The following is an 18,638-nucleotide window of genomic DNA, read 5'->3' as shown; positions in this document are numbered from 1 at the left end:
AGAGGGTTTGCGTTTTGCCATCCGCGAGGGTGGGCGGACGGTGGGCGCCGGCGTGGTGTCGAAAATCATCGAGTGAGGATGCTCTGAAGTGAGGGGGCGGCGGCAGGCTGTCCCCCAGCCAACCGGGCATCGGCGCAAAGCGAGCAAATTATGCAAAGCCAGAAAATCCGTATCCGTCTCAAGGCGTTCGACTACCGTCTCATCGACCAGTCGGCGCTGGAGATTGTGGAAACCGCGAAACGCACTGGCGCCGTGGTCAAGGGTCCCGTGCCCCTGCCCACGCGCATCGAGCGTTTCGACATTCTGCGTTCGCCGCACGTCAACAAGACTTCGCGGGATCAGCTGGAAATCCGCACCCACCTGCGTCTGATGGACATCATCGATCCGACGGACAAGACGGTGGATGCGCTGATGAAGCTCGATCTGCCGGCGGGCGTGGATGTGGAAATCAAACTGTAAACCGTGCGCGGGGCAGCCCGCGCGAGGGAAACGAGCCGGTCAATTGCAACCGGCCCTGGTTAAAAGGAAATGAACATGAGCCTCGGACTTGTCGGTCGCAAGATTGGCATGACCCGCCTGTTTACCGACGACGGCCGCGCCATCCCGGTCACCGTGGTGGACGTGTCCAACAATCGTGTGACCCAGATCAAGACGCCCCAGACGGACGGCTATGCTGCGGTGCAGGTCACCTACGGCAAGCGCCGCGCCAGCCGCGTGACCAAGCCCATGGCCGGCCATTTCGCCAAGGCCGGCGTGGAAGCCGGGCATGTGGTGCGGGAATTCCGGGTTGCCGAATCCGATCTGCCCCAATTCACGCTGGGCAAGGTGATCGGCGCCGATCTGTTCCAGCCCGGGCAACTGGTGGACGTCACCGGCATCACCAAGGGCAAGGGCTTCGCCGGCACCATCAAGCGCCACAACTTCGGCTCCCAGCGCGCCTCCCATGGTAACTCGCTGTCCCACAACGTGCCGGGTTCCATCGGCATGGCGCAGGACCCGGGCCGGGTGTTCCCGGGCAAACGCATGGCCGGCCATATGGGCGCGGTGCGGCGGACGGTGCAGAAGCTGGAGATCGTCCGCGTGGATACGGAAAGACAGGTTCTGCTGATCAAGGGCGCGGTTCCCGGTGCCAAGGGCTCCGACCTCCTCGTGCGTCCCAGTGTGAAGGCAGGTGCGTGATGGAACTGAAACTGATCAACGATCAAGGTGCGCAGGTCGGCAGCCTGCCGGCCTCCGACACCACCTTCGGCCGAGAGTACAACGAAGCCCTGGTGCACCAGGTGGTGACCTCCTACCTCGCCAATGCGCGTACCGGCACGCGGGCGCAGAAGGACCGTTCCGCGGTCTCCCACAGCACGCGCAAACCCTGGCGGCAGAAGGGAACGGGACGGGCGCGCGCCGGTATGACCTCGAGCCCCCTGTGGCGCGGCGGCGGCAAGATCTTCCCCAGCAGCCCGGAAGAGAATTTCTCGCATAAGGTCAACCGCAAGATGTATCGCGCGGGCATGCGCGCCATCCTCTCCGAGCTGGCCAGGCAGGGGCGGCTTGCCGTGGTCGAGGACTTCAAGGTGGAGGCGCCGAAGACCAAGCTGCTGGCACAGAAACTGAAAGGGATGGGGTTCGACAAAGTGCTGGTGGTCACCGACCAGATGGACGAGAACCTTTACCTTTCCGCGCGCAACCTGGCCAACGTGCTGGTGCTGGAAGCCCAGCATGCCGACCCCTACAACCTGGTGCGCTATCCCAATGTGCTGCTTACCAGGAATGCGGTGAAAAAATTCGAGGAGCTTCTGGCATGAACCCCGATCGTCTGATGCAAGTGATCCTGGCGCCGGTGATCTCCGAGAAGGGCACCTACGTGGGTGACCTCAACAACCAGGTGCCCTTCCGTGTCGCCGCGGACGCCACCAAGCCGGAGATCAAGGCGGCCGCCGAGCTCCTCTTCGGTGCCAAGGTGCAGGCCGTGCAGGTGGTGAATGTGAAGGGCAAGAGCAAGCGCTTCGGGCGCATTGCCGGGCGTCGCCGTAACTGGAAGAAAGCCTACATCTGCTTTGCGCCGGGTCAGGAAATCAACCTCGCCGGTCCGCAGGCATAAGTGGCGCAGGAGAAGACAAAATGCCATTGGTCAAAGTCAAACCCACATCGCCCGGCCGGCGCGCCGTGGTCAAGGTTGTCAACCCGGACCTGTACAAGGGTGGGCCCTACGAGCCGCTGACGGAGCCCAAGCCGAAGAAGGCGGGGCGCAACAATCACGGCCACATCACCACCCGCCACCAGGGCGGCGGTCACAAGCACCACTACCGGATCATCGACTTCAAGCGGGACAAGGACGGCATCCCTGCCAAGGTGGAACGTCTGGAATACGACCCGAACCGCAGTGCCCACATCGCCCTGCTGTGCTATCGCGATGGCGAGCGCCGTTACATCATCGCTCCCAAGGGGGTCACGGTGGGCATGGAACTCATCAGCGGCTCGGAGGCCCCCATCAAGCCGGGCAATGCGTTGCCCCTGCGCAACATCCCGGTGGGAACCACCATCCACTGTGTCGAGATGCAGCCGGGCAAAGGGGCGCAGCTTGCCCGCGCCGCCGGCGCGGCGGTGCAGCTTCTGGCGCGCGAGGGCAGCTACGCGCAGATCCGGCTGCGCTCCGGCGAGATCCGTAAGGTGCATGTGGATTGCAAGGCCACCATCGGCGAAGTGGGCAATGCCGAGCATAACCTGCGCTCCATCGGCAAGGCGGGCGCCAACCGCTGGCGGGGCATCCGGCCCACGGTGCGCGGTGTGGCGATGAACCCCATCGACCATCCGCACGGGGGCGGCGAAGGCAAGACCGCTGCCGCCCAGCCGCCGGTCAGCCCCTGGGGCGTGCAGACCAAGGGCTACCGCACGCGGCGCAACAAGCGCACCAGCAATATGATCGTGCGTCGTCGTTATCAGAAATAACTGAGGTTTTCCTATGGCTCGTTCCCTGAAGAAAGGCCCGTTTGCCGACGTCCACCTGCTGAAGAAGGTGGAAGCGGCCAATGCTAGCCGCGACAAGAAGCCCATCAAGACCTGGTCGCGGCGCTCCACCATCCTGCCCGATTTCGTCGGCCTCACCATCGCCGTGCACAACGGCCGTCAGCACGTGCCGGTGTTCATCACGGAAAACATGGTCGGCCACAAGCTGGGCGAGTTTGCCCTGACGCGGACCTTCAAGGGCCATGCCGCGGACAAGAAAGCCGCCAAGAAGTAAAAGGAGAGCACGATGAGAGTTTCCGCTGTCATGCGTGGCCAGCGCCTTTCCCCCCAGAAGGGGCGGCTGGTCGCCGATCTGGTGCGCGGCAAGCCGGTGGAGCAGGCGCTCAACATCTTGACCTTCTGCCCGAAGAAGGGGGCCAAGCTGATCAAAAAGGCGCTGGAGTCGGCCATTGCCAATGCCGAGCACAACGAGGGGGCCGACATCGACGCCCTGAAGGTGGCGAGCATCTACGTGGACAAGGGGCCGGTGCTCAAGCGCTTCGCGGCCGCGGCAAAAGGCCGGGGTGTGCGCATCACCAAGCCCACCTGCCACATCACCGTCACCGTCAGTGACGAGTAAAGAGGGACCACCATGGGACAAAAGATCAATCCGATTGGCTTCCGCCTCGCCGTCACCCGCAACTGGGCGTCCAAGTGGTATGCCAACAGCCGCAATTTCCCCAAGCTGCTCAACGAGGACATCAAGGTACGCGACTTCCTGAAAAAGAAGCTCGCCCATGCCATGATCTCCCGCATCGTCATCGAGCGGCCGGCCCGCAACGCGCGCATCACCATCCACACCGCACGCCCCGGGGTGGTCATCGGCAAGAAGGGTGAGGACATCGAAAAACTGCGCACCACGCTGCAACAAATGATGAACGTACCTGTCCACGTCAACATCGAGGAGGTGCGCAAGCCCGAACTGGATGCGCAGATCATCGCCGACAGCATCGCCCAGCAACTGGAAAAACGGGTCATGTTCCGCCGCGCCATGAAGCGGGCCATGCAGAACGCCATGCGTCTGGGGGCCCAGGGCATCAAGATCATGAGCTCGGGCCGGCTGAATGGCATCGAGATCGCGCGCACGGAGTGGTACCGGGAAGGCCGCGTGCCCCTGCACACCTTGCGCGCCGACATCGACTATGGCTTCAGCGAGGCGAAGACCACCTATGGCGTGATTGGCATCAAGGTCTGGGTGTTCAAGGGTGAGAACGTGGGTCGCAGCGAGGTGGCTGCGCCGACCAAGGTAGCGCCCGAGCACAAGCCGCGCAAAGCAGGAGTGAAACATGCTGCAGCCAGCTAGAAGGAAATACCGCAAGGAACAGAAAGGCCGCAACAAGGGTGTGGCTACCCGCGGCAACAAGGTGAGCTTTGGCGATTTCGGCCTCAAGGCGACCGGCCGCGGGCGGCTGACCGCCCGTCAGATTGAGGCGGCACGCCGGGCGATGACGCGTCACATCAAGCGCGGTGGCCGCATCTGGATCCGCATTTTTCCGGACAAGCCCATTTCCCAGAAGCCTGCCGAGGTGCGCATGGGTAACGGCAAAGGCAACCCCGAATACTGGGTGGCCGAAATCCAGCCGGGCAAGGTGCTCTACGAGATGGATGGCGTCAATGAGGAACTGGCGCGGGAGGCCTTCCGTCTCGCGGCGGCCAAACTGCCCATCCCGACCACGTTCGTGACCCGGCAGGTGGGGGCCTGAAAGAGGTGATCATGAAGGCAGCAGAACTCAGAACCAAATCCGTGGACGAGCTGAAGGCGGAGCTTTCCTCGCTGCTCAAGGCCCAGTTCAGCCTGCGCATGCAGATTGCCACCCAGCAGTCCACCAAGACAGACCAGCTCAGGAAGGTGCGCCGGGACATCGCCCGCATCCGCACCGTGCTGACGGAAAAAGCGAGGCAAGCATGACTGACGCGCCCAAGAACCGCCGCACCCTCACCGGTCGCGTGGTGAGCGACAAGATGGACAAGACCGTCACCGTGCTGGTGGAGCGCGCGGTGAAGCATCCCAAGTACGGCAAGCTCGTGCGCCGCTCCAAGAAGTACCACGCCCATGACGAGGACAACGCCTTCCACGTGGGGGACATCGTCGAAATCCAGGAGTGCCGCCCCATCGCCAAGACCAAGGCATGGCGCGTGACACGCCTGATCGAAAAAGGGCGGACCATCTGACCTTGCGACGGCTTTGCCGCCGCGCTATAATTTCGCCCTTTCGCTGGCGCGCCCCTGGCCCCTCACCCTGCTGGCGGTGGGCCGCAACGGGGCCGGGGCGGGCCGCCCAAAACTGACCGTCGCTTGATTGTGTCGCGGCCGCCCCGGCCCTGGGGTGTCCGGTGTGACACGGGACGGATTAAGTTGGAGAGAGAATCATGATTCAGAGCGAATCCATGCTGGAGGTCGCCGACAACACCGGTGCGCGCACCGTAATGTGCATCAAGGTGTTGGGGGGCTCCAAGCGCCGTTACGCCGGTATCGGCGACATCATCAAAGTCACCGTCAAGGACGCCGCGCCCCGCGGCCGCGTCAAGAAGGGCGAAATCTACAACGCCGTCGTCGTGCGTACGGCGAAGGGGGTGCGCCGCCCGGATGGCTCCCTGATCAAGTTCGATGGCAATGCCGCGGTCCTGCTCAACAACAAGCTGGAGCCCATCGGTACCCGCATCTTCGGGCCGGTGACCCGTGAGCTGCGCACCGAGCGTTTCATGAAGATCGTGTCGCTGGCGCCGGAAGTGCTGTAAGGAGCAATCATGCGCAAGATCAAAAAAGGGGATGAGGTGATCGTCCTCACCGGCAAGGACAAGGGGCGTCGCGGTATCGTGTTGCGCGTGGTGGACGACGAGCGGGTGGTGGTGGAAGGTGTGAACAGGGTGAAAAAACACCAGAAGCCGAATCCCCTGCGCGGGCTGGCCGGGGGCATCATCGAGAAGGAGATGCCCATTCACGTCTCCAACGTGGCGCTCTTCAATCCGGTCACCCAGAAGGGCGACCGCGTGGGCTTCCGGGTGCTAGAGGATGGCCGCAAGGTGCGCGTCTTCAAGTCCAACGGCGAAGTGGTCGACGCATAAGGAAAAGCCATGGCTCGCTTGCAAGAGTACTACAAGGAACACGTGGTGCCCAAGCTGATGAAGGAGTTTGGGTACAAGTCCGTCATGGAAGTGCCCCGCATCGAAAAGATCACCCTCAACATGGGCGTCGGCGAGGCCGTTGCCGACAAGAAAGTGCTGGAGCATGCGATGAACGACCTGGCCAAGATCGCCGGGCAGAAGCCGGTGATCACGCGGGCGCGCAAATCCATCGCCGCCTTCAAAATCCGCCAGGGCTATCCCATCGGCTGCATGGTGACGCTGCGCAAAGGGCGCATGTATGAGTTCCTCGACCGGCTGATCAACATCGCCATCCCCCGCATTCGGGATTTCCGCGGCATCCCGGCGCGTTCCTTCGATGGACGGGGCAATTTCAACATGGGCGTGAAAGAGCAGATCATCTTTCCGGAAATCGAGTATGACAAGATCGACGCGCTGCGTGGTCTGAACATTACCATCACCACCACCGCGAAGACCGACAAGGAAGGCCGCGCGCTGCTTGCGGCCTTCAGCTTCCCGTTCAAGAGCTGAGGTTGCCATGGCCAAGTTAGCACTCAAGAACCGTGAACTGAAACGCCGCAAGCTGGTGGCCAAGTATGCCGCCAAGCGGGCGGAACTGTTCGCGATCATCAACAACGCCAAGGCCTCCGACGAGGAGCGTTACGAGGCGCGGATGAAGCTGCAGCAGTTGCCGCGTAACGCCAGCCCCGTCCGCCTGCGCAACCGCTGTGCGCTGACGGGGCGGCCGCGGGGCTATTTCCGGAAATTCGGCCTAAGCCGCAACAAGATTCGCGAATTCGCCCTCTCGGGCCAGATTCCCGGTGTCATCAAGGCCAGCTGGTAAGGGGTTGAAGCATGAGCATGAGTGATCCCATTTCCGACATGCTGACCCGCATCCGCAATGCCCAGCGGGCGCAAAAGGCCAGCGTCTCCATGCCTTCGTCCAAACTCAAGGTGGCCATCGCCAAAGTGCTCAAGGACGAAGGCTACATTGAGGATTTCGCCGTGCGCGAGATAGATGGCAAGCGGGAGCTTTCCATCAACCTCAAATATCACGCCGGGCGCCCGGTGATCGAGCGCATCGAGCGTGTCTCCCGCCCCGGGCTGCGCATCTACCGGGGCGCGAAGGACCTCCCCAAGGTCATGAATGGGCTGGGTATTTCCATCGTCTCCACCTCCAAAGGCGTGATGACCGACCGCATGGCGCGCGCGGCCGGGGTGGGCGGCGAAGTCCTCTGCATCGTGGCATAACGGGGGACCCACATGTCTCGAGTCGCAAAGAATCCGATTCAGGTCCCGGCCGGGGTCGAGGTGACCCTGGGCGCGGAGGAAATCGTCGTCAAGGGCCCCCTGGGCACGCTCAAACAGCGGCAGCATCCGGCGGTCCGGGTGACGCGCGAAGGGGACCGGCTGAAGGTGGAACAGGTGGGCGAAGGCCGTGCCGCCCATGCCATGTCGGGGACCATGCGTGCCCTGCTGGCCAACATGGTGCTCGGTGTCACCAAGGGCTTCGAGCGGCGGCTGACCCTGGTCGGGGTGGGCTATCGCGCCCAGGCCAAGGGCGATGCGCTGACCCTTTCTTTGGGCTTTTCCCATCCCGTGGAGCACAAGATGCCGCCCGGCGTGAAGGTGGAAACGCCGAGCCAGACCGAGATCGTGCTCAAGGGGGCGGACAAGCAGGTGGTCGGTCAGGTCGCCGCGGAAATCCGCGCCTACCGTCCGCCCGAGCCCTACAAGGGCAAGGGCGTGCGCTATGCGGACGAGGTGGTGCTCCTGAAAGAGACCAAGAAGAAATAAGAGGCTGACGTCATGGACAAAAAACAGGCTCGTCTGCGTCGCGCACGGAAAACCCGTGCCAAAATCGCTGAGCTCAAGGCGGTGCGGCTCACGGTGCACCGCACCAACTGCCACATCTATGCGCAGATCATCGATCCCTCTGGAAGCAGGGTGTTGGCGGCTGCCTCCACCCTGGACAAGGCGTTGCGCAACGAGGTACCCAACGGGGGCAACGTAGCTGCTGCCGCCCGCGTCGGCAGGCTGATTGCGGAAAGAGCGAAGGCGCTGGGCATCGAGAAGGTGGCCTTCGACCGCTCCGGCTATCGCTATCACGGGCGCGTGAAGGCCCTGGCGGAAGCGGCCCGGGAAGGTGGTCTGCAGTTCTAATCGGGGTTGAACATGGCAAAGATGGAAACGGAAGAGCGCGGCGACGGCCTGCGTGAAAAGATGATCTCGGTGAACCGCGTCACCAAGGTGGTGAAGGGTGGACGCATCCTGGGCTTTGCCGCCCTCACCGTGGTGGGCGATGGCGACGGTGGCATCGGCATGGGCAAGGGCAAGGCGAAGGAAGTGCCCGTCGCCGTGCAGAAAGCCATGGAGGAGGCCCGCCGCAACATGGTGAAGATCCCCCTCAAGAACGGGACCTTGCACCACGCGGTCATCGGCCACCACGGGGCCTCCAAGGTGATCATGCAGCCCGCCTCGGAAGGGACGGGCATCATCGCCGGCGGTGCCATGCGTGCGGTGTTCGAGGTGATGGGGGTGACCGATGTGCTGTGCAAGTGTATCGGGTCCACCAATCCCTACAACGTGGTGCGTGCCACCCTCGACGGCCTGCTGAAGCAGTCCACGCCGGCCGACATCGCCGCCAAGCGTGGCAAGCGGGTGGAAGAGATTCTGGGGTGAACCATGGTGGACTCCGGCAAAAAAATCAAAGTCACGCTGGTGAAGAGCACCATCGGCACCATCAAGTCCCACCGCGAATGTGTGCGGGGTCTCGGCCTGCGCCGTCTACACCACACGGTGGAGCTGGAAGACACGCCGGCGGTGCGGGGCATGATCAAGAAAGTCGCTTACCTGGTGAAGTGCGAGGGCTGACATGCAACTGAACACCATCAAACCGGCGCCAGGCGCCCACCGTGCCCGCAAGCGCGTCGGGCGCGGCATCGGCAGCGGTCTGGGCAAGACCTGCGGCCGTGGGCACAAAGGCCAGAAATCCCGCTCCGGGGGCTTCCACAAGGTGGGCTTCGAGGGCGGCCAGATGCCGTTGCAGCGTCGACTGCCCAAGCGGGGTTTTGTCTCGCCCAGCAAGGGTGAAGTGGCGGAAGTGATGCTCTACGCCCTCAAGTCCCTGCCGGGGGATACCGTGGACCTCGCCAGCCTCAAGCAGGCGGGCCTGGTGCCGGCGCGGGCGCGGGCGGCGAAAATCGTCCTCTCGGGCAGCATCGAACGGCCGCTTACCGTCCAGGGTGTCGCCGTCACCAAGGGTGCGCGGGCGGCCATCGAGGCCGCCGGCGGCAAGATCGTCGAGTAAGGAGCGAACTTGGCCCTCGCCAGCGGTGTAGCCGGTGCCTTCGCAGGTGCCAAGCTGGGCGACCTCAAGCGTCGCCTGCTTTTCTTGCTGGGCGCGCTGGTGGTGTTCCGCATCGGCACCCATATCCCGGTGCCGGGCATCGATCCCGATCAGCTCAAGGCGCTCTTCGAGGGCAGCCAGAGCGGCCTGCTGGGCATGTTCAATATGTTCTCCGGTGGTGCCCTGTCCCGTTTCTCGGTGCTGGCGCTGGGCATCATGCCCTACATCTCGGCCTCCATCATCATGCAGCTCCTGACCGTGGTCTCGCCGCAGCTCGAGGCGCTGAAGAAAGAAGGCGAGGCGGGACGGCGCAAGATCACCCAGTACACCCGCTACGGCACGGTGCTGCTCGCCCTCTTCCAGTCCCTGGGCATTGCCATTGCGCTGGAATCTCAGCCGGGGCTGGTGTTGGAGCCCGGCGTCATGTTCCGCATCACTACGGTGGTCACCCTTACCGCCGGCACCATGTTCCTCATGTGGCTGGGTGAGCAGATCACCGAACGGGGCATCGGCAACGGCATTTCGCTCCTCATCTTCGCCGGCATCGTCGCCGGCCTGCCGCGGGCCATCGGCGGCACCCTGGAGCTGGTGCGAACCGGGGCCTTCTCCATCCCCCTGGCGCTGTCCATTTTCGTCGGTGTGGTGCTGGTCACCTACCTGGTGGTTTTCGTCGAACGTGGGCAGCGCAAGATCACCGTGAACTATGCCAAGCGCCAGGTGGGCAACCGCATCTATGCCGGCCAGAGCACCCATCTGCCGCTGAAGCTCAACATGTCCGGGGTGATTCCGCCCATCTTCGCCTCCAGCATCATTCTCTTTCCCGCCACCCTGGCCGGCTGGTTTGGCAGCAGTGAGAAGCTGGGCTGGCTCAAGGACGTGGCGGGGATGCTCTCCCCGGGGCAGCCGCTCTATGTGATCCTCTATGCGGCGGCGATCATTTTCTTCTGTTTCTTCTACACGGCCCTGGTGTTCAATCCCAAGGAGACGGCGGAGAACCTGAAGAAAAGCGGCGCTTTCCTGCCGGGTATCCGGCCGGGGGAGCAGACGGCCCGCTATATCGAGAAAATCACCATGCGGCTCACCTTGGTGGGGGCGCTGTATGTGACCCTGATCTGCCTGCTGCCGGAGTTCCTGATTCTGAAGTACAACGTGCCCTTCTATTTCGGCGGCACGTCGCTTCTCATCATCGTCGTGGTGACCATGGACTTCATGGCGCAGGTGCAGGCCTACATGCTGAGCCATCAGTATGAAAGCCTGCTCAAGAAGGCGAACTTCAAAGGCGGTCTCGTGCGCTGACGGGACAGGGCGATGGCCAAGGAAGATACGATCCAGATGCAGGGGGAGGTGCTGGAAACGCTCCCCAATGCCACCTTCCGGGTCAAGTTGGAAAACGGCCATGTGATTCTGGGTTATATCTCCGGCAAGATGCGCATGCATTACATCCGCATCCTGCCGGGGGACAAGGTGACGGTGGAGCTCACCCCCTACGACCTGTCGCGGGGGCGCATCATCTACCGCGCGAAATGAATGGGCCCCAGGGCGATCGCCGCCCTGGTGCGAACTAAGGAGATAAAGCATGCGAGTGCAAGCCTCGGTCAAGAAAATCTGCCGCAAGTGCAAAATCGTGCGCCGCAAGGGCGTGGTGCGGGTGATTTGCGCCGATCCGCGGCACAAGCAGCGCCAGGGCTGAAGCGGCCGCGCGCTCCCTTGATCGGGAGCGGGGTTGTTGTTAATATTGTCAGTTTTCGGTTTGCGGAAAGCTTGCTGCAAGGAGTGACGGAATGGCCCGTATCGCCGGGGTGAACATCCCCAACCACCAGCATGCCGTGATCGCCCTCACCGCGATCTACGGCATCGGCCGCTCGCGCGCCCGCAAGATTTGCGAGGCGGCGGGTGTGAACCCCTCCACCAAGATCAAGGACCTCAATGACAGTGATCTTGACCGTCTGCGGGAGGAGGTGGGCAAGTACACGGTGGAAGGCGATCTGCGCCGTGAAGTGACGATGAACATCAAGCGGCTGATGGACCTGGGCTGCTACCGGGGCCAGCGCCATCGCCGCGGCCTGCCTGTGCGCGGCCAGCGCACGCGCACCAACGCGCGCACGCGCAAGGGGCCGCGCAAGGCCATTCGCGCCAGCAAGTAACGCTCGCCGTAAGACACGCAAAGGAAGAATCCATTTATGGCAACCAAGACCACCACCCGGGTGCGTAAAAAGGTCAAGAAGAACGTGGCCGAGGGTATTGCCCACATCCACGCTTCCTTCAACAACACCATCGTCACCATCACCGATCGCCAGGGCAATGCCCTTGCCTGGGCCAGTGCCGGCGGCGTCGGCTTCAAGGGTTCGCGCAAATCCACGCCCTTTGCCGCCCAGGTGGCGGCCGAGGCGGCGGGTAAGGCAGCTCAGGAATACGGGGTGAAAAACCTTGAGGTGCGCATCAAGGGTCCGGGGCCTGGACGGGAGTCCGCCGTCCGCGCCCTCAATGCCGTCGGCTTCAAGATCACCCAGATCGCGGATGTGACACCCATTCCCCACAACGGCTGCCGTCCGCCGAAGAAGCGCCGCGTCTAAGTCAGGAGAATCACCGTGGCTCGCAATACCGATCCCAAATGCCGCCAGTGTCGCCGCGAAGGCGAGAAGCTGTTTCTCAAGGGCGAGAAATGCTTCACTGACAAGTGCGCCATCGAGCGCCGCAGCTATGCGCCCGGTCAGCATGGCCAGCGAAGCGGCGCCCGGCTGTCCGATTATGGCAAGCAGCTGCGGGAAAAGCAGAAGATGCGCCGCGTCTATGGCGTGCTGGAGCGCCAGTTCCGTAGCTATTACTTCGAGGCGGACCGCCGCAAAGGCATCACCGGCGAGAACCTGCTGCAGATTCTGGAAAGCCGCCTGGACAACGTCGCCTATCGCATGGGCTTTGGCGCCTCCCGCGCCGAGGCACGGCAGATCGTGCGTCACAACGGCATCCTGGTGAATGGCAAGCGGGTCAACATTCCCTCCTACCTGGTGCGGCCGGGTGATGTGGTGGAAGTGGCGGAGCGCGCCAAGAACCAGTTGCGCATCAAGGCCGCCGTGGAAGCCGCCGAGGCGCGCGGTTTTCCCGAGTGGATTTCGGTGGATACCAAGGCACTCAAGGGCACGTTCAAGGCGCTGCCTGCCCGTTCCGAGCTGCCGGCCACCATCAACGAGCATCTCGTGATCGAGCTGTACTCGAAGTAAACGCTTCTTTCGCTCTGGCACCCCGGTGCATTGTCGGGGGTTGCCCATAAAGATACGAGGACTCATCCATGCAAAGCAGCGCTACCGAATTCCTGAAGCCGCGTGTGGTGGACGTGGAGCAACTGTCTCCGCTGCGGGCCCGCGTCGTGATGGAGCCGTTCGAGCGCGGTTACGGCCACACCCTGGGCAATGCCCTGCGCCGTATCCTGCTTTCTTCGATGCCCGGCTACGCCATCACGCAGGTGAGAATCGATGGTGTGCTGCACGAATACTCGGCCATCGAAGGCGTGCAGGAAGACGTGGTGGACATCCTGCTCAACCTGAAGGGCATCGCCTTTAAGCTCCACAACCGAAGCGAAGCCACCCTGCGCTTGGTGAAAAAGGGCAAGGGCGTGGTCACCGCCGGTGACATCGAAACCACCCACGATGTGGAAATCATCAACCCGGAGCATGTCATCGCCCACATCACCGGCAACACCGAGCTGAGCATGGAGCTCAAGGTGGAGCAGGGCCGCGGTTACCAGCCGGTGGCCTCCCGTCGGGTGGAGGACCATGAGCATGTCATTGGCAACATCCTCCTCGATGCCTCCTTCAGCCCGGTGCGCCGCGTCAGCTACACGGTGGAAAGCGCCCGTGTCGAGCAGCGCACCGACCTCGACAAGCTGGTCATGGACATCGAGACCAATGGCGTGCTGGAGCCGGAGGAAGCGGTGCGTTACGCCGCACGCATCCTCATGGATCAGCTCGCCGTCTTCGCCGAGCTGAAGGGCACACCCGCCGTCACCGAAACGCCCCGGGCGCCGGCCATCGATCCCATCCTGCTGCGGCCGGTGGATGATCTGGAACTCACCGTGCGCTCGGCCAACTGCCTGAAGGCGGAAAACATCTACTACATCGGCGATCTCATCCAGCGCACGGAGACGGAGCTGCTCAAAACGCCGAACCTGGGGCGCAAGTCCCTCAACGAGATCAAGGACGTTCTGGCCGCCCATGGCCTGAGCCTGGGGATGCGCCTGGAAAACTGGCCGCCCCCCGGCCTCGAGCGCCACGGCAAGTAAGCACAAGACGAGAAGGATAGGCAACCATGCGTCACCGTCTAGGCAACCGCAAACTGAACCGGACCAGCAGCCATCGGCTGGCCATGCTGCGCAACCTGACCAATGCCCTGCTGCGCCATGAGGCGATCAAGACCACGCTGCCCAAGGCGAAGGAGCTGCGCCGGGTCGCCGAGCCCCTCATCACCCTGGGCAAGAACCCCACCCTGGCCAACCGGCGGCTCGCCTTCGCCCGCCTGCGGGACCGGGAAATGGTGGTAAAACTCTTTGACGAGCTGGGGCCGCGCTACCGCAACCGGCCTGGCGGATACCTGCGCATCCTGAAATGCGGTTTCCGCCAGGGGGACAATGCGCCCATGGCCTATGTGGAGCTTCTGGACCGGCCGCAGCCCACGGCGGCCGAGCCCGCGGCCGAGTAACGGGGCTCACGAAGCTGCAGGAAGAAGCCGGACGCCCTCCGGCTTTTTTCTTGTTTGCGATCATGACGCTTCGCCCTCCTGAATGATGAAACGGCATTTCCCGGAGGGGAGAGGGGGGCGAGGAAACGCTTCCCCTTGTTTTATGTCAGGGAGGACCGCCGCCGTCCCCGCCGGGGCGGGCAGGTGGCAAGCCTTGACGCGAAAAGCCTGCATCCGGCCCGGCAGGGGCGGGTTTACGGAGGAGCCGGCATGAGCATTCTTCTTTTCACTGATTTCGGCGCGGCCGACCTTTACGTGGGCCAGGTGAAGGCCGTACTCGAGCGAGAGGCACCGGGTGTGGCGGTCATCGACCTCCTCCACGAGGTACCCGCCTATGACATCGAAGCGGGGGCGCACCTGCTGGCTGCGCTCGCCCCCCGCTTCGCCGTGGGGGATGTGTTTTTCGCCGTGGTGGACCCCGGTGTTGGCGGCAGCCGCCGCCCCGTCCTTCTGCAGGCGGACGGGCGCTGGTTCGTCGGCCCGGACAACGGCCTGCTGTCGGTGGTGGCGCAAAGGGCCCGGCAGCGACGGGTCTGGCACATCGTGTGGCAGCCGGAGAGTCTTTCCGCCTCGTTCCACGGTCGGGACCTGTTCGCCCCCATCGCCGCCTGGGTGGCGCGGCAGACCCTGCCAGCGGAATATCTCACACCGGCGCCGGCCCTCGATGTGCTCCTTGCCCCCGGTCCCCTGCCCCGCATCATCTACGTGGACCATTACGGCAACGGCATCACCGGCCTGCCTGCCGCGGGTGTTGCCCCCGATTCGTGGCTCGAGTGCGGCACCTACCGCCTGCCCCACGCGCGCACCTTCTCCGCCGCCCCGCCCGGCCGCCCCTTCTGGTATGGCAACAGCATTGGGCTGGTGGGAATTGCCGTCGCCCAGGGCCATGCGGCCACACAGTTGGGCTTCCGCGTCGGCACCGCCGTACGGGTGCTCTGAGGCCCGCCGGGGCGAGGTTCAAAGCCGCACCGAGACGAAGGCGATCTCGTCGCCACTGGCGATGGGCGTGCTGAGCTCGGCAAACTGTTTGTTCACGGTGATGCGCATCAGCCCGCGACCGAAGGTGGTTTCCCACACGCCGCCGCGGGCGCGCAGATGCTCGATGAGCTTCTCCACCGTCGTCACCTCCGGCGGCAGTGTCATCTCTTCGTAGGCCGTTCCCAGTTCATTGACCAGCGCAGCGAAATAAAACACCTTGATCATCGCTCATCCTTCGCGGGAGGGGGTGTGATCTTGGGCACCGCTTCCGCCATGGTGAGGCCGTGGCCCCTTTCGCGGCGGCAGGCGATCCCGCGCATGCGGCGCAGCTTGCATGGGCACCAGGCAGGGCAAGACCGGGCTCATGGTCAAAATCCGGTTAAGGCCCACCCGGCCGCCGCGAGGGGGAGAGGGTACCACGCGCCGCCTCTCCTCTGAAGGGAGGGGACGGGTGCGGCGCGGGTGAAAGCAGGAATACGTTTGAGGGGCCGTTTCACCCTTCGCGGCGCGAAGGGTTGGTCAGCGGGGTGGCCGCGCCGCGCCCTGGGGAAGGTGTTTCATCACCTCGGGGATGTTCATGCTGCCCATTCCCGGCATGATGACATCCCCCGGCCGCTGCCCCGGCTGGCAGGGGCCAAGCCATCTGCCCTCCACCGTCTGCCGGGAAGACTTCATGCCCCGCAGTGGCGGCGAGAAGGTCATGGTGATTTCGCTGCGGTAGCTCTTGGAGAGATCCCCCGTAACCACGGCGGTGGTGGTGATCGTGGAACCCTCGGCGCTGCACACCGATTCACCGATTACCTTGTCGCCTTCCCGGCGCACGGTTTGTTTGCTGCATTTCTGCTCCGCCATGCCCTTGGCCCGGCTCTGCGTGAGGTCATCGGTTTTTTCATCGATGCACTGCTGCATCACCATGGGCTGTGGCATGTCGGGACTGTGCATGCGCAGCTCCCACAGCCCCGGTTTGCGGTGAGGCATATCCGTCGGCGCGGCGAAGGCAGGCGAACCAAGGACGAAAGCGAGAAGAGCGATGGCAAAACGCATGACGAGCCCCCTTGGCGGTGTGGTTGGCATGCTTGGCAAGTCTACGCCCGTGCCATGCGCGTGGTCAAACGCACCCGCCGTCAGTGTGCCGGGGTGGCGAACCACTTGCGGTCGCGGTTGAGATCCGCCACCGTCTAGAACTGCTGTTCCAACAGCCTGGACAGGTTGCGCAGAATGCCCGCGCCCACCTTCGCCGCCCGGGCGTGCATGCCACCTAGTTGCCGTACCAGCCGTTGTTCACATAAGGCAGATAGAGCGGGTCCGGCTGCTGAGTTTGCGTCTCGGGCAGTGGCGATTTGTCCCCGTGCTGGGCCGCGGGCGCGGCGGCTTCCCCTATCGGCGTGCGCACGGCAGGCGCGATGGGGACATTTTTCACTTCGGTGCTTGAGCCACGCTGCACGCCTTTTTCGCAGGCCAGAGCGGTGCTGCTCGTGATGAGGCTGGCGATGGCCAGTGTGATCAGAATGGTTTTCATGGTGGTCTCCTTCATAAAGTGGACGGGTTTGGGCTCCGCACGGACGGCCGCTTTGCTATGCGCCGGCTGCGCGGGTTTGCTGCAGGCTGCTTGGCACATCGACACGGTCCGCGCGCCGGATCAGATATGCGGCAAGGGCACGCGCCGGAGGCGAGTCGAGATACAGAGCCGTCTCTTCCTTGCCGCCGAGGGCAAGTCTGAGCCGCGGCGTTCGGCGCTCGTTCACCTCGGCGGTGATTTCGATGTGGATGGTTTCAACTGCCTGTTCCATGGGTTGCCTCCCTTGGGGTGAAATCTCACTGTTGCACGCCTTCCGCCCCGTCGTAGGTCACGTAGGGTTGCGGATCGGATGGCTGTTGTGCGGCGACGTCGTCGACCGCTTTGGCAAGGGGGGACGCATTGCTTGCCGCTTCTCGGGTGGCGCTTGCGGCGGAGAGGTCGGTTGTCACGGATGCCGGCACCTGCTGCGGGTGCCGGGGCTGCGGCAGGAGCTGGCTGTCCTGCGCCCCGGCGGGCAAGGCCGGCGCAAGCAAACCGAGCAGGCTCATGGTGCAGACGAGGGTTCGGATCAGGTTCATGGTTTTCTCCTTCACAAGGACTTGTTCGAGCCTGAAGTGTGGGCGCCAGCGAAAAGAAAAAAATCTGCCAAAACGGCTACCGCTGAAGTGGGGCCGGAAAGGGGGCTAGCCCGTTGGTGCTATATCTCCCGGCCAAGTGCATTTTTCGTGCGATCCGCAGTTCTAGAACGAGTGACCCGTCGTCGCGATAGAGAGCAAAAAGGCGCCGCCGGAGGAAATCCTGGACGTGCTGGAAAAAGCGACCAGTGGGCCGTCGGGTGACGGGCTGGCATGGCGCACTCGGCTGTGCGCTGCTGTGGCCGTGTTTTTCCTTCGCGGCCCAGCCGCGGCCCATCGTGGCGCTGTTAAGTGACAGTTTTGCGCCCTACCAAGAGACTGCACGCGCCGTCCTTGTGCGAAGGTGGCGAACCGCTTGTGGTCGCGGTTGAGATCCGCCACGGTCTCGAACGGCGGCTCGAACAGGCTGGGAAGATTGCGCAGAATGCCCGCGGCCACCTCCGCCTCGCAGCCCTCGTCGAAGTCGATCTGCTGGGACAGCCAGCGCTCAAGCCAACTTGGGTCGGGCAGGCGCGACTGGACCGTGTCGTTCGGAGACAAAGACTGGTTTACGTCCGGGTTGGTCGGGTGCAGCGGCCTGGCCGAGCGGCTGGCCATCAGCACGCCCACCTTGGCGAAGCCGGCCGCGCCTCATGCCGCGCGGCTCAGGGCAGCGTGGCGAGCCATTCGAGGATGAGACTGCCGGCCACCCCCGGCACGTCGACGTGTCCCGCCTCCACTTCGGCGTAGCGTTTGTGCGGGGTGGCGACGGCTGCGTACAGACGTTCACCGTAACTTCTCAGGCCGGCGTTTTCGCGGCTGCCCGTAATCCAGAGCAGGGGCAGGGCAGCGGGCAGCCGGCGGATCGCATCGAGCGTGTTGGCGCCGCCTTCGGGGTCGAAATAGCTGAGGTAAATGCGGGTGGTGGTGCGAATCGTGCAGGCGGGTGGGGTCTTGCTCGAATCGAAGTCATCGAACGTGTCGGCTTCCTCGCCTTTGCCGTCGGCGACCGCCTGACGGGCGCGGGCCGCACTGGCCGCGAAGCGTTCCTGAAGCGCCGAGCTTGCGGACTGTGGCCCAGGGCCAGGAGCAGCAGACCATCGGCGGGGCGCTGCGCGCAAAAGATGAGGGCGGCCGCAGCACCCAGGCTGTGGCCGCCGATGACGATGCGCGTCGCGCCGCGCGCGCGGAGCCGGGCCACGGTGGCGTCGATCTCCGTCATGGCCTGAGCGTAATCGCGGTCGAAGGCACGCTGTCTGGACCAGGGCATTTTCTGTGTCCCCACCAGGATGCCCGCCCGTTCCAGTTGCGGCGCCAGCATATGGAACGGCGACCCCGGATTCGCGAGCTTCCCATGAAGCAAA

38 protein-coding genes are annotated in these 18,638 nt (G+C 63.8%); 31 read left to right on the top strand and 7 right to left on the bottom strand.

Annotated features, from left to right (window positions below):
* The 31 genes from K6T56_06660 to K6T56_06510 form a co-directional block, all read left to right on the top strand.
* The coding region (locus K6T56_06660; GenBank protein ID MCL6556025.1) for an elongation factor Tu at positions 1 to 76 on the top strand (76 nt) is incomplete at its 5' end.
* Positions 77 to 150: 74 nt separating this feature from the next.
* Positions 151 to 459: a 30S ribosomal protein S10 gene (gene rpsJ, locus K6T56_06655; GenBank protein MCL6556024.1), complete on the top strand. Its 309-nt coding sequence runs from the start codon at positions 151 to 153 to the stop codon at positions 457 to 459.
* 75 nt (positions 460 to 534) lie between these two features.
* Positions 535 to 1,179: a 50S ribosomal protein L3 gene (gene rplC, locus K6T56_06650; GenBank protein MCL6556023.1), complete on the top strand. Its 645-nt coding sequence runs from the start codon at positions 535 to 537 to the stop codon at positions 1,177 to 1,179.
* Positions 1,179 to 1,799 carry a 50S ribosomal protein L4 gene (gene rplD / locus K6T56_06645; GenBank protein ID MCL6556022.1) on the top strand — a complete coding sequence of 207 codons (621 nt, stop codon included), beginning with the start codon at positions 1,179 to 1,181 and terminating at the stop codon, positions 1,797 to 1,799. The genes rplC and rplD overlap by 1 nt, the downstream gene beginning before the upstream one ends.
* Complete coding sequence (rplW, locus tag K6T56_06640) at positions 1,796 to 2,095, top strand: 50S ribosomal protein L23 (protein MCL6556021.1); 300 nt, start codon at positions 1,796 to 1,798, stop codon at positions 2,093 to 2,095. Before rplD ends, rplW begins: the two co-directional genes overlap by 4 nt.
* Before the next feature lie 20 nt (positions 2,096 to 2,115).
* Positions 2,116 to 2,943, top strand: coding sequence for a 50S ribosomal protein L2 (rplB, locus tag K6T56_06635; protein MCL6556020.1), 828 nt, complete (start codon positions 2,116 to 2,118; stop codon positions 2,941 to 2,943).
* 13 nt (positions 2,944 to 2,956) lie between these two features.
* Positions 2,957 to 3,235 (top strand): 30S ribosomal protein S19, encoded by a 279-nt coding sequence (gene rpsS / locus K6T56_06630; protein MCL6556019.1) that lies wholly within the window; start codon positions 2,957 to 2,959, stop codon positions 3,233 to 3,235.
* A 12-nt stretch (positions 3,236 to 3,247) separates the two neighbouring features.
* Complete coding sequence (rplV, locus tag K6T56_06625; GenBank protein ID MCL6556018.1) at positions 3,248 to 3,580, top strand: 50S ribosomal protein L22; 333 nt, start codon at positions 3,248 to 3,250, stop codon at positions 3,578 to 3,580.
* A 12-nt stretch (positions 3,581 to 3,592) separates the two neighbouring features.
* Positions 3,593 to 4,303 carry a 30S ribosomal protein S3 gene (rpsC, locus tag K6T56_06620; GenBank protein ID MCL6556017.1) on the top strand — a complete coding sequence of 237 codons (711 nt, stop codon included), beginning with the start codon at positions 3,593 to 3,595 and terminating at the stop codon, positions 4,301 to 4,303.
* Positions 4,287 to 4,703: a 50S ribosomal protein L16 gene (gene rplP, locus K6T56_06615; protein MCL6556016.1), complete on the top strand. Its 417-nt coding sequence runs from the start codon at positions 4,287 to 4,289 to the stop codon at positions 4,701 to 4,703. Before rpsC ends, rplP begins: the two co-directional genes overlap by 17 nt.
* Positions 4,704 to 4,714: 11 nt before the next feature.
* Positions 4,715 to 4,909 (top strand): 50S ribosomal protein L29, encoded by a 195-nt coding sequence (gene rpmC, locus K6T56_06610; protein MCL6556015.1) that lies wholly within the window; start codon positions 4,715 to 4,717, stop codon positions 4,907 to 4,909.
* Positions 4,906 to 5,172: a 30S ribosomal protein S17 gene (gene rpsQ, locus K6T56_06605; protein MCL6556014.1), complete on the top strand. Its 267-nt coding sequence runs from the start codon at positions 4,906 to 4,908 to the stop codon at positions 5,170 to 5,172. The genes rpmC and rpsQ overlap by 4 nt, the downstream gene beginning before the upstream one ends.
* A 197-nt stretch (positions 5,173 to 5,369) precedes the next feature.
* Entirely contained in the window at positions 5,370 to 5,738 is a 369-nt protein-coding gene (gene rplN / locus K6T56_06600) for a 50S ribosomal protein L14 (protein ID MCL6556013.1), read from the top strand.
* Between the two features lie 9 nt (positions 5,739 to 5,747).
* Positions 5,748 to 6,065, top strand: a complete 318-nt coding sequence (gene rplX / locus K6T56_06595) for a 50S ribosomal protein L24 (protein MCL6556012.1) — start codon at positions 5,748 to 5,750, stop codon at positions 6,063 to 6,065.
* Positions 6,066 to 6,074: 9 nt separating this feature from the next.
* Positions 6,075 to 6,614 carry a 50S ribosomal protein L5 gene (rplE, locus tag K6T56_06590; GenBank protein MCL6556011.1) on the top strand — a complete coding sequence of 180 codons (540 nt, stop codon included), beginning with the start codon at positions 6,075 to 6,077 and terminating at the stop codon, positions 6,612 to 6,614.
* Positions 6,615 to 6,621: 7 nt separating this feature from the next.
* Complete coding sequence (gene rpsN / locus K6T56_06585) at positions 6,622 to 6,927, top strand: 30S ribosomal protein S14 (protein MCL6556010.1); 306 nt, start codon at positions 6,622 to 6,624, stop codon at positions 6,925 to 6,927.
* Positions 6,928 to 6,938: 11 nt separating this feature from the next.
* Entirely contained in the window at positions 6,939 to 7,334 is a 396-nt protein-coding gene (gene rpsH, locus K6T56_06580) for a 30S ribosomal protein S8 (GenBank protein MCL6556009.1), read from the top strand.
* A gap of 12 nt (positions 7,335 to 7,346) precedes the next feature.
* A complete protein-coding gene (gene rplF / locus K6T56_06575; protein ID MCL6556008.1) occupies positions 7,347 to 7,880 on the top strand; it encodes a 50S ribosomal protein L6 in 534 nt (177 codons plus the stop codon).
* A gap of 12 nt (positions 7,881 to 7,892) precedes the next feature.
* On the top strand, positions 7,893 to 8,246 hold the full coding sequence (rplR, locus tag K6T56_06570) for a 50S ribosomal protein L18 (protein ID MCL6556007.1): 354 nt from the start codon (positions 7,893 to 7,895) through the stop codon (positions 8,244 to 8,246).
* 12 nt (positions 8,247 to 8,258) lie between these two features.
* Complete coding sequence (gene rpsE / locus K6T56_06565; protein MCL6556006.1) at positions 8,259 to 8,765, top strand: 30S ribosomal protein S5; 507 nt, start codon at positions 8,259 to 8,261, stop codon at positions 8,763 to 8,765.
* 3 nt (positions 8,766 to 8,768) lie between these two features.
* The gene (gene rpmD / locus K6T56_06560) at positions 8,769 to 8,957 is read left to right on the top strand and encodes a 50S ribosomal protein L30 (protein ID MCL6556005.1); all 189 of its coding nucleotides are present in this window, start codon (positions 8,769 to 8,771) and stop codon (positions 8,955 to 8,957) included.
* Position 8,958: 1 nt separating this feature from the next.
* Positions 8,959 to 9,393 carry a 50S ribosomal protein L15 gene (gene rplO, locus K6T56_06555; protein ID MCL6556004.1) on the top strand — a complete coding sequence of 145 codons (435 nt, stop codon included), beginning with the start codon at positions 8,959 to 8,961 and terminating at the stop codon, positions 9,391 to 9,393.
* A gap of 9 nt (positions 9,394 to 9,402) precedes the next feature.
* A complete protein-coding gene (gene secY / locus K6T56_06550) occupies positions 9,403 to 10,728 on the top strand; it encodes a preprotein translocase subunit SecY (GenBank protein MCL6556003.1) in 1,326 nt (441 codons plus the stop codon).
* Positions 10,729 to 10,740: 12 nt separating this feature from the next.
* Positions 10,741 to 10,959 (top strand): translation initiation factor IF-1, encoded by a 219-nt coding sequence (infA, locus tag K6T56_06545; GenBank protein MCL6556002.1) that lies wholly within the window; start codon positions 10,741 to 10,743, stop codon positions 10,957 to 10,959.
* A gap of 49 nt (positions 10,960 to 11,008) precedes the next feature.
* Positions 11,009 to 11,122, top strand: a complete 114-nt coding sequence (gene rpmJ / locus K6T56_06540) for a 50S ribosomal protein L36 (GenBank protein ID MCL6556001.1) — start codon at positions 11,009 to 11,011, stop codon at positions 11,120 to 11,122.
* 91 nt (positions 11,123 to 11,213) lie between these two features.
* The gene (rpsM, locus tag K6T56_06535; GenBank protein ID MCL6556000.1) at positions 11,214 to 11,576 is read left to right on the top strand and encodes a 30S ribosomal protein S13; all 363 of its coding nucleotides are present in this window, start codon (positions 11,214 to 11,216) and stop codon (positions 11,574 to 11,576) included.
* 36 nt (positions 11,577 to 11,612) lie between these two features.
* On the top strand, positions 11,613 to 12,005 hold the full coding sequence (gene rpsK / locus K6T56_06530; protein MCL6555999.1) for a 30S ribosomal protein S11: 393 nt from the start codon (positions 11,613 to 11,615) through the stop codon (positions 12,003 to 12,005).
* A gap of 15 nt (positions 12,006 to 12,020) precedes the next feature.
* Complete coding sequence (gene rpsD / locus K6T56_06525; protein MCL6555998.1) at positions 12,021 to 12,650, top strand: 30S ribosomal protein S4; 630 nt, start codon at positions 12,021 to 12,023, stop codon at positions 12,648 to 12,650.
* A gap of 68 nt (positions 12,651 to 12,718) precedes the next feature.
* Positions 12,719 to 13,708 carry a DNA-directed RNA polymerase subunit alpha gene (gene rpoA, locus K6T56_06520; protein ID MCL6555997.1) on the top strand — a complete coding sequence of 330 codons (990 nt, stop codon included), beginning with the start codon at positions 12,719 to 12,721 and terminating at the stop codon, positions 13,706 to 13,708.
* A gap of 26 nt (positions 13,709 to 13,734) precedes the next feature.
* Complete coding sequence (rplQ, locus tag K6T56_06515; GenBank protein ID MCL6555996.1) at positions 13,735 to 14,124, top strand: 50S ribosomal protein L17; 390 nt, start codon at positions 13,735 to 13,737, stop codon at positions 14,122 to 14,124.
* Between the two features lie 249 nt (positions 14,125 to 14,373).
* Positions 14,374 to 15,102 carry an SAM-dependent chlorinase/fluorinase gene (locus K6T56_06510; GenBank protein ID MCL6555995.1) on the top strand — a complete coding sequence of 243 codons (729 nt, stop codon included), beginning with the start codon at positions 14,374 to 14,376 and terminating at the stop codon, positions 15,100 to 15,102.
* Positions 15,103 to 15,120: 18 nt separating this feature from the next.
* Here the strand turns inward: K6T56_06510 and K6T56_06505 are convergent, their stop codons facing one another.
* The 7 genes from K6T56_06505 to K6T56_06475 form a co-directional block, all read right to left on the bottom strand.
* Positions 15,121 to 15,366 carry a MoaD/ThiS family protein gene (locus K6T56_06505; GenBank protein ID MCL6555994.1) on the bottom strand — a complete coding sequence of 82 codons (246 nt, stop codon included), beginning with the start codon at positions 15,364 to 15,366 and terminating at the stop codon, positions 15,121 to 15,123.
* Between the two features lie 294 nt (positions 15,367 to 15,660).
* The gene (locus K6T56_06500) at positions 15,661 to 16,185 is read right to left on the bottom strand and encodes a DUF3617 domain-containing protein (protein MCL6555993.1); all 525 of its coding nucleotides are present in this window, start codon (positions 16,183 to 16,185) and stop codon (positions 15,661 to 15,663) included.
* Between the two features lie 214 nt (positions 16,186 to 16,399).
* Entirely contained in the window at positions 16,400 to 16,660 is a 261-nt protein-coding gene (locus tag K6T56_06495) for a hypothetical protein (GenBank protein ID MCL6555992.1), read from the bottom strand.
* A 55-nt stretch (positions 16,661 to 16,715) separates the two neighbouring features.
* Positions 16,716 to 16,931, bottom strand: a complete 216-nt coding sequence (locus tag K6T56_06490) for a hypothetical protein (GenBank protein MCL6555991.1) — start codon at positions 16,929 to 16,931, stop codon at positions 16,716 to 16,718.
* Between the two features lie 25 nt (positions 16,932 to 16,956).
* Positions 16,957 to 17,238, bottom strand: coding sequence for a hypothetical protein (locus tag K6T56_06485; GenBank protein MCL6555990.1), 282 nt, complete (start codon positions 17,236 to 17,238; stop codon positions 16,957 to 16,959).
* Between the two features lie 162 nt (positions 17,239 to 17,400).
* Positions 17,401 to 17,892, bottom strand: a complete 492-nt coding sequence (locus K6T56_06480; protein ID MCL6555989.1) for a hypothetical protein — start codon at positions 17,890 to 17,892, stop codon at positions 17,401 to 17,403.
* Positions 17,893 to 18,073: 181 nt separating this feature from the next.
* Positions 18,074 to 18,595: an alpha/beta fold hydrolase gene (locus K6T56_06475; protein ID MCL6555988.1), complete on the bottom strand. Its 522-nt coding sequence runs from the start codon at positions 18,593 to 18,595 to the stop codon at positions 18,074 to 18,076.
* Positions 18,596 to 18,638: the final 43 nt, after the last annotated feature.

This window comes from Burkholderiales bacterium (genome assembly GCA_023511995.1).
Classification (GTDB): Bacteria; Pseudomonadota; Gammaproteobacteria; order Burkholderiales; family Thiobacteraceae; genus Thiobacter.
Note: the sequence above shows the minus strand (reverse complement) of the source record. Positions and strands in the feature narration are given on the sequence as shown.

Excerpts from the sequence above, each read along its gene's own strand:
- rpsJ (MCL6556024.1), top strand. The coding sequence starts at position 151 with ATGCAAAGCCAGAAAATCCGTATCCGTCTCAAGGCGTTCGACTACCGT.
- rplC (MCL6556023.1), top strand. The coding sequence starts at position 535 with ATGAGCCTCGGACTTGTCGGTCGCAAGATTGGCATGACCCGCCTGTTT.
- rplD (MCL6556022.1), top strand. The coding sequence starts at position 1,179 with ATGGAACTGAAACTGATCAACGATCAAGGTGCGCAGGTCGGCAGCCTG.
- rplW (MCL6556021.1), top strand. The coding sequence starts at position 1,796 with ATGAACCCCGATCGTCTGATGCAAGTGATCCTGGCGCCGGTGATCTCC.
- rplB (MCL6556020.1), top strand. The coding sequence starts at position 2,116 with ATGCCATTGGTCAAAGTCAAACCCACATCGCCCGGCCGGCGCGCCGTG.
- rpsS (MCL6556019.1), top strand. The coding sequence starts at position 2,957 with ATGGCTCGTTCCCTGAAGAAAGGCCCGTTTGCCGACGTCCACCTGCTG.
- rplV (MCL6556018.1), top strand. The coding sequence starts at position 3,248 with ATGAGAGTTTCCGCTGTCATGCGTGGCCAGCGCCTTTCCCCCCAGAAG.
- rpsC (MCL6556017.1), top strand. The coding sequence starts at position 3,593 with ATGGGACAAAAGATCAATCCGATTGGCTTCCGCCTCGCCGTCACCCGC.
- rplP (MCL6556016.1), top strand. The coding sequence starts at position 4,287 with ATGCTGCAGCCAGCTAGAAGGAAATACCGCAAGGAACAGAAAGGCCGC.
- rpmC (MCL6556015.1), top strand. The coding sequence starts at position 4,715 with ATGAAGGCAGCAGAACTCAGAACCAAATCCGTGGACGAGCTGAAGGCG.
- rpsQ (MCL6556014.1), top strand. The coding sequence starts at position 4,906 with ATGACTGACGCGCCCAAGAACCGCCGCACCCTCACCGGTCGCGTGGTG.
- rplN (MCL6556013.1), top strand. The coding sequence starts at position 5,370 with ATGATTCAGAGCGAATCCATGCTGGAGGTCGCCGACAACACCGGTGCG.
- rplX (MCL6556012.1), top strand. The coding sequence starts at position 5,748 with ATGCGCAAGATCAAAAAAGGGGATGAGGTGATCGTCCTCACCGGCAAG.
- rplE (MCL6556011.1), top strand. The coding sequence starts at position 6,075 with ATGGCTCGCTTGCAAGAGTACTACAAGGAACACGTGGTGCCCAAGCTG.
- rpsN (MCL6556010.1), top strand. The coding sequence starts at position 6,622 with ATGGCCAAGTTAGCACTCAAGAACCGTGAACTGAAACGCCGCAAGCTG.
- rpsH (MCL6556009.1), top strand. The coding sequence starts at position 6,939 with ATGAGCATGAGTGATCCCATTTCCGACATGCTGACCCGCATCCGCAAT.
- rplF (MCL6556008.1), top strand. The coding sequence starts at position 7,347 with ATGTCTCGAGTCGCAAAGAATCCGATTCAGGTCCCGGCCGGGGTCGAG.
- rplR (MCL6556007.1), top strand. The coding sequence starts at position 7,893 with ATGGACAAAAAACAGGCTCGTCTGCGTCGCGCACGGAAAACCCGTGCC.
- rpsE (MCL6556006.1), top strand. The coding sequence starts at position 8,259 with ATGGCAAAGATGGAAACGGAAGAGCGCGGCGACGGCCTGCGTGAAAAG.
- rpmD (MCL6556005.1), top strand. The coding sequence starts at position 8,769 with ATGGTGGACTCCGGCAAAAAAATCAAAGTCACGCTGGTGAAGAGCACC.
- rplO (MCL6556004.1), top strand. The coding sequence starts at position 8,959 with ATGCAACTGAACACCATCAAACCGGCGCCAGGCGCCCACCGTGCCCGC.
- infA (MCL6556002.1), top strand. The coding sequence starts at position 10,741 with ATGGCCAAGGAAGATACGATCCAGATGCAGGGGGAGGTGCTGGAAACG.
- rpmJ (MCL6556001.1), top strand. The coding sequence starts at position 11,009 with ATGCGAGTGCAAGCCTCGGTCAAGAAAATCTGCCGCAAGTGCAAAATC.
- rpsM (MCL6556000.1), top strand. The coding sequence starts at position 11,214 with ATGGCCCGTATCGCCGGGGTGAACATCCCCAACCACCAGCATGCCGTG.
- rpsK (MCL6555999.1), top strand. The coding sequence starts at position 11,613 with ATGGCAACCAAGACCACCACCCGGGTGCGTAAAAAGGTCAAGAAGAAC.
- rpoA (MCL6555997.1), top strand. The coding sequence starts at position 12,719 with ATGCAAAGCAGCGCTACCGAATTCCTGAAGCCGCGTGTGGTGGACGTG.
- rplQ (MCL6555996.1), top strand. The coding sequence starts at position 13,735 with ATGCGTCACCGTCTAGGCAACCGCAAACTGAACCGGACCAGCAGCCAT.
- K6T56_06510 (MCL6555995.1), top strand. The coding sequence starts at position 14,374 with ATGAGCATTCTTCTTTTCACTGATTTCGGCGCGGCCGACCTTTACGTG.
- K6T56_06505 (MCL6555994.1), bottom strand. The coding sequence starts at position 15,366 with ATGATCAAGGTGTTTTATTTCGCTGCGCTGGTCAATGAACTGGGAACG.
- K6T56_06500 (MCL6555993.1), bottom strand. The coding sequence starts at position 16,185 with ATGCGTTTTGCCATCGCTCTTCTCGCTTTCGTCCTTGGTTCGCCTGCC.
- K6T56_06495 (MCL6555992.1), bottom strand. The coding sequence starts at position 16,660 with ATGAAAACCATTCTGATCACACTGGCCATCGCCAGCCTCATCACGAGC.
- K6T56_06490 (MCL6555991.1), bottom strand. The coding sequence starts at position 16,931 with ATGGAACAGGCAGTTGAAACCATCCACATCGAAATCACCGCCGAGGTG.
- K6T56_06485 (MCL6555990.1), bottom strand. The coding sequence starts at position 17,238 with ATGAACCTGATCCGAACCCTCGTCTGCACCATGAGCCTGCTCGGTTTG.
- K6T56_06480 (MCL6555989.1), bottom strand. The coding sequence starts at position 17,892 with ATGGCCAGCCGCTCGGCCAGGCCGCTGCACCCGACCAACCCGGACGTA.
- K6T56_06475 (MCL6555988.1), bottom strand. The coding sequence starts at position 18,595 with ATGCTGGCGCCGCAACTGGAACGGGCGGGCATCCTGGTGGGGACACAG.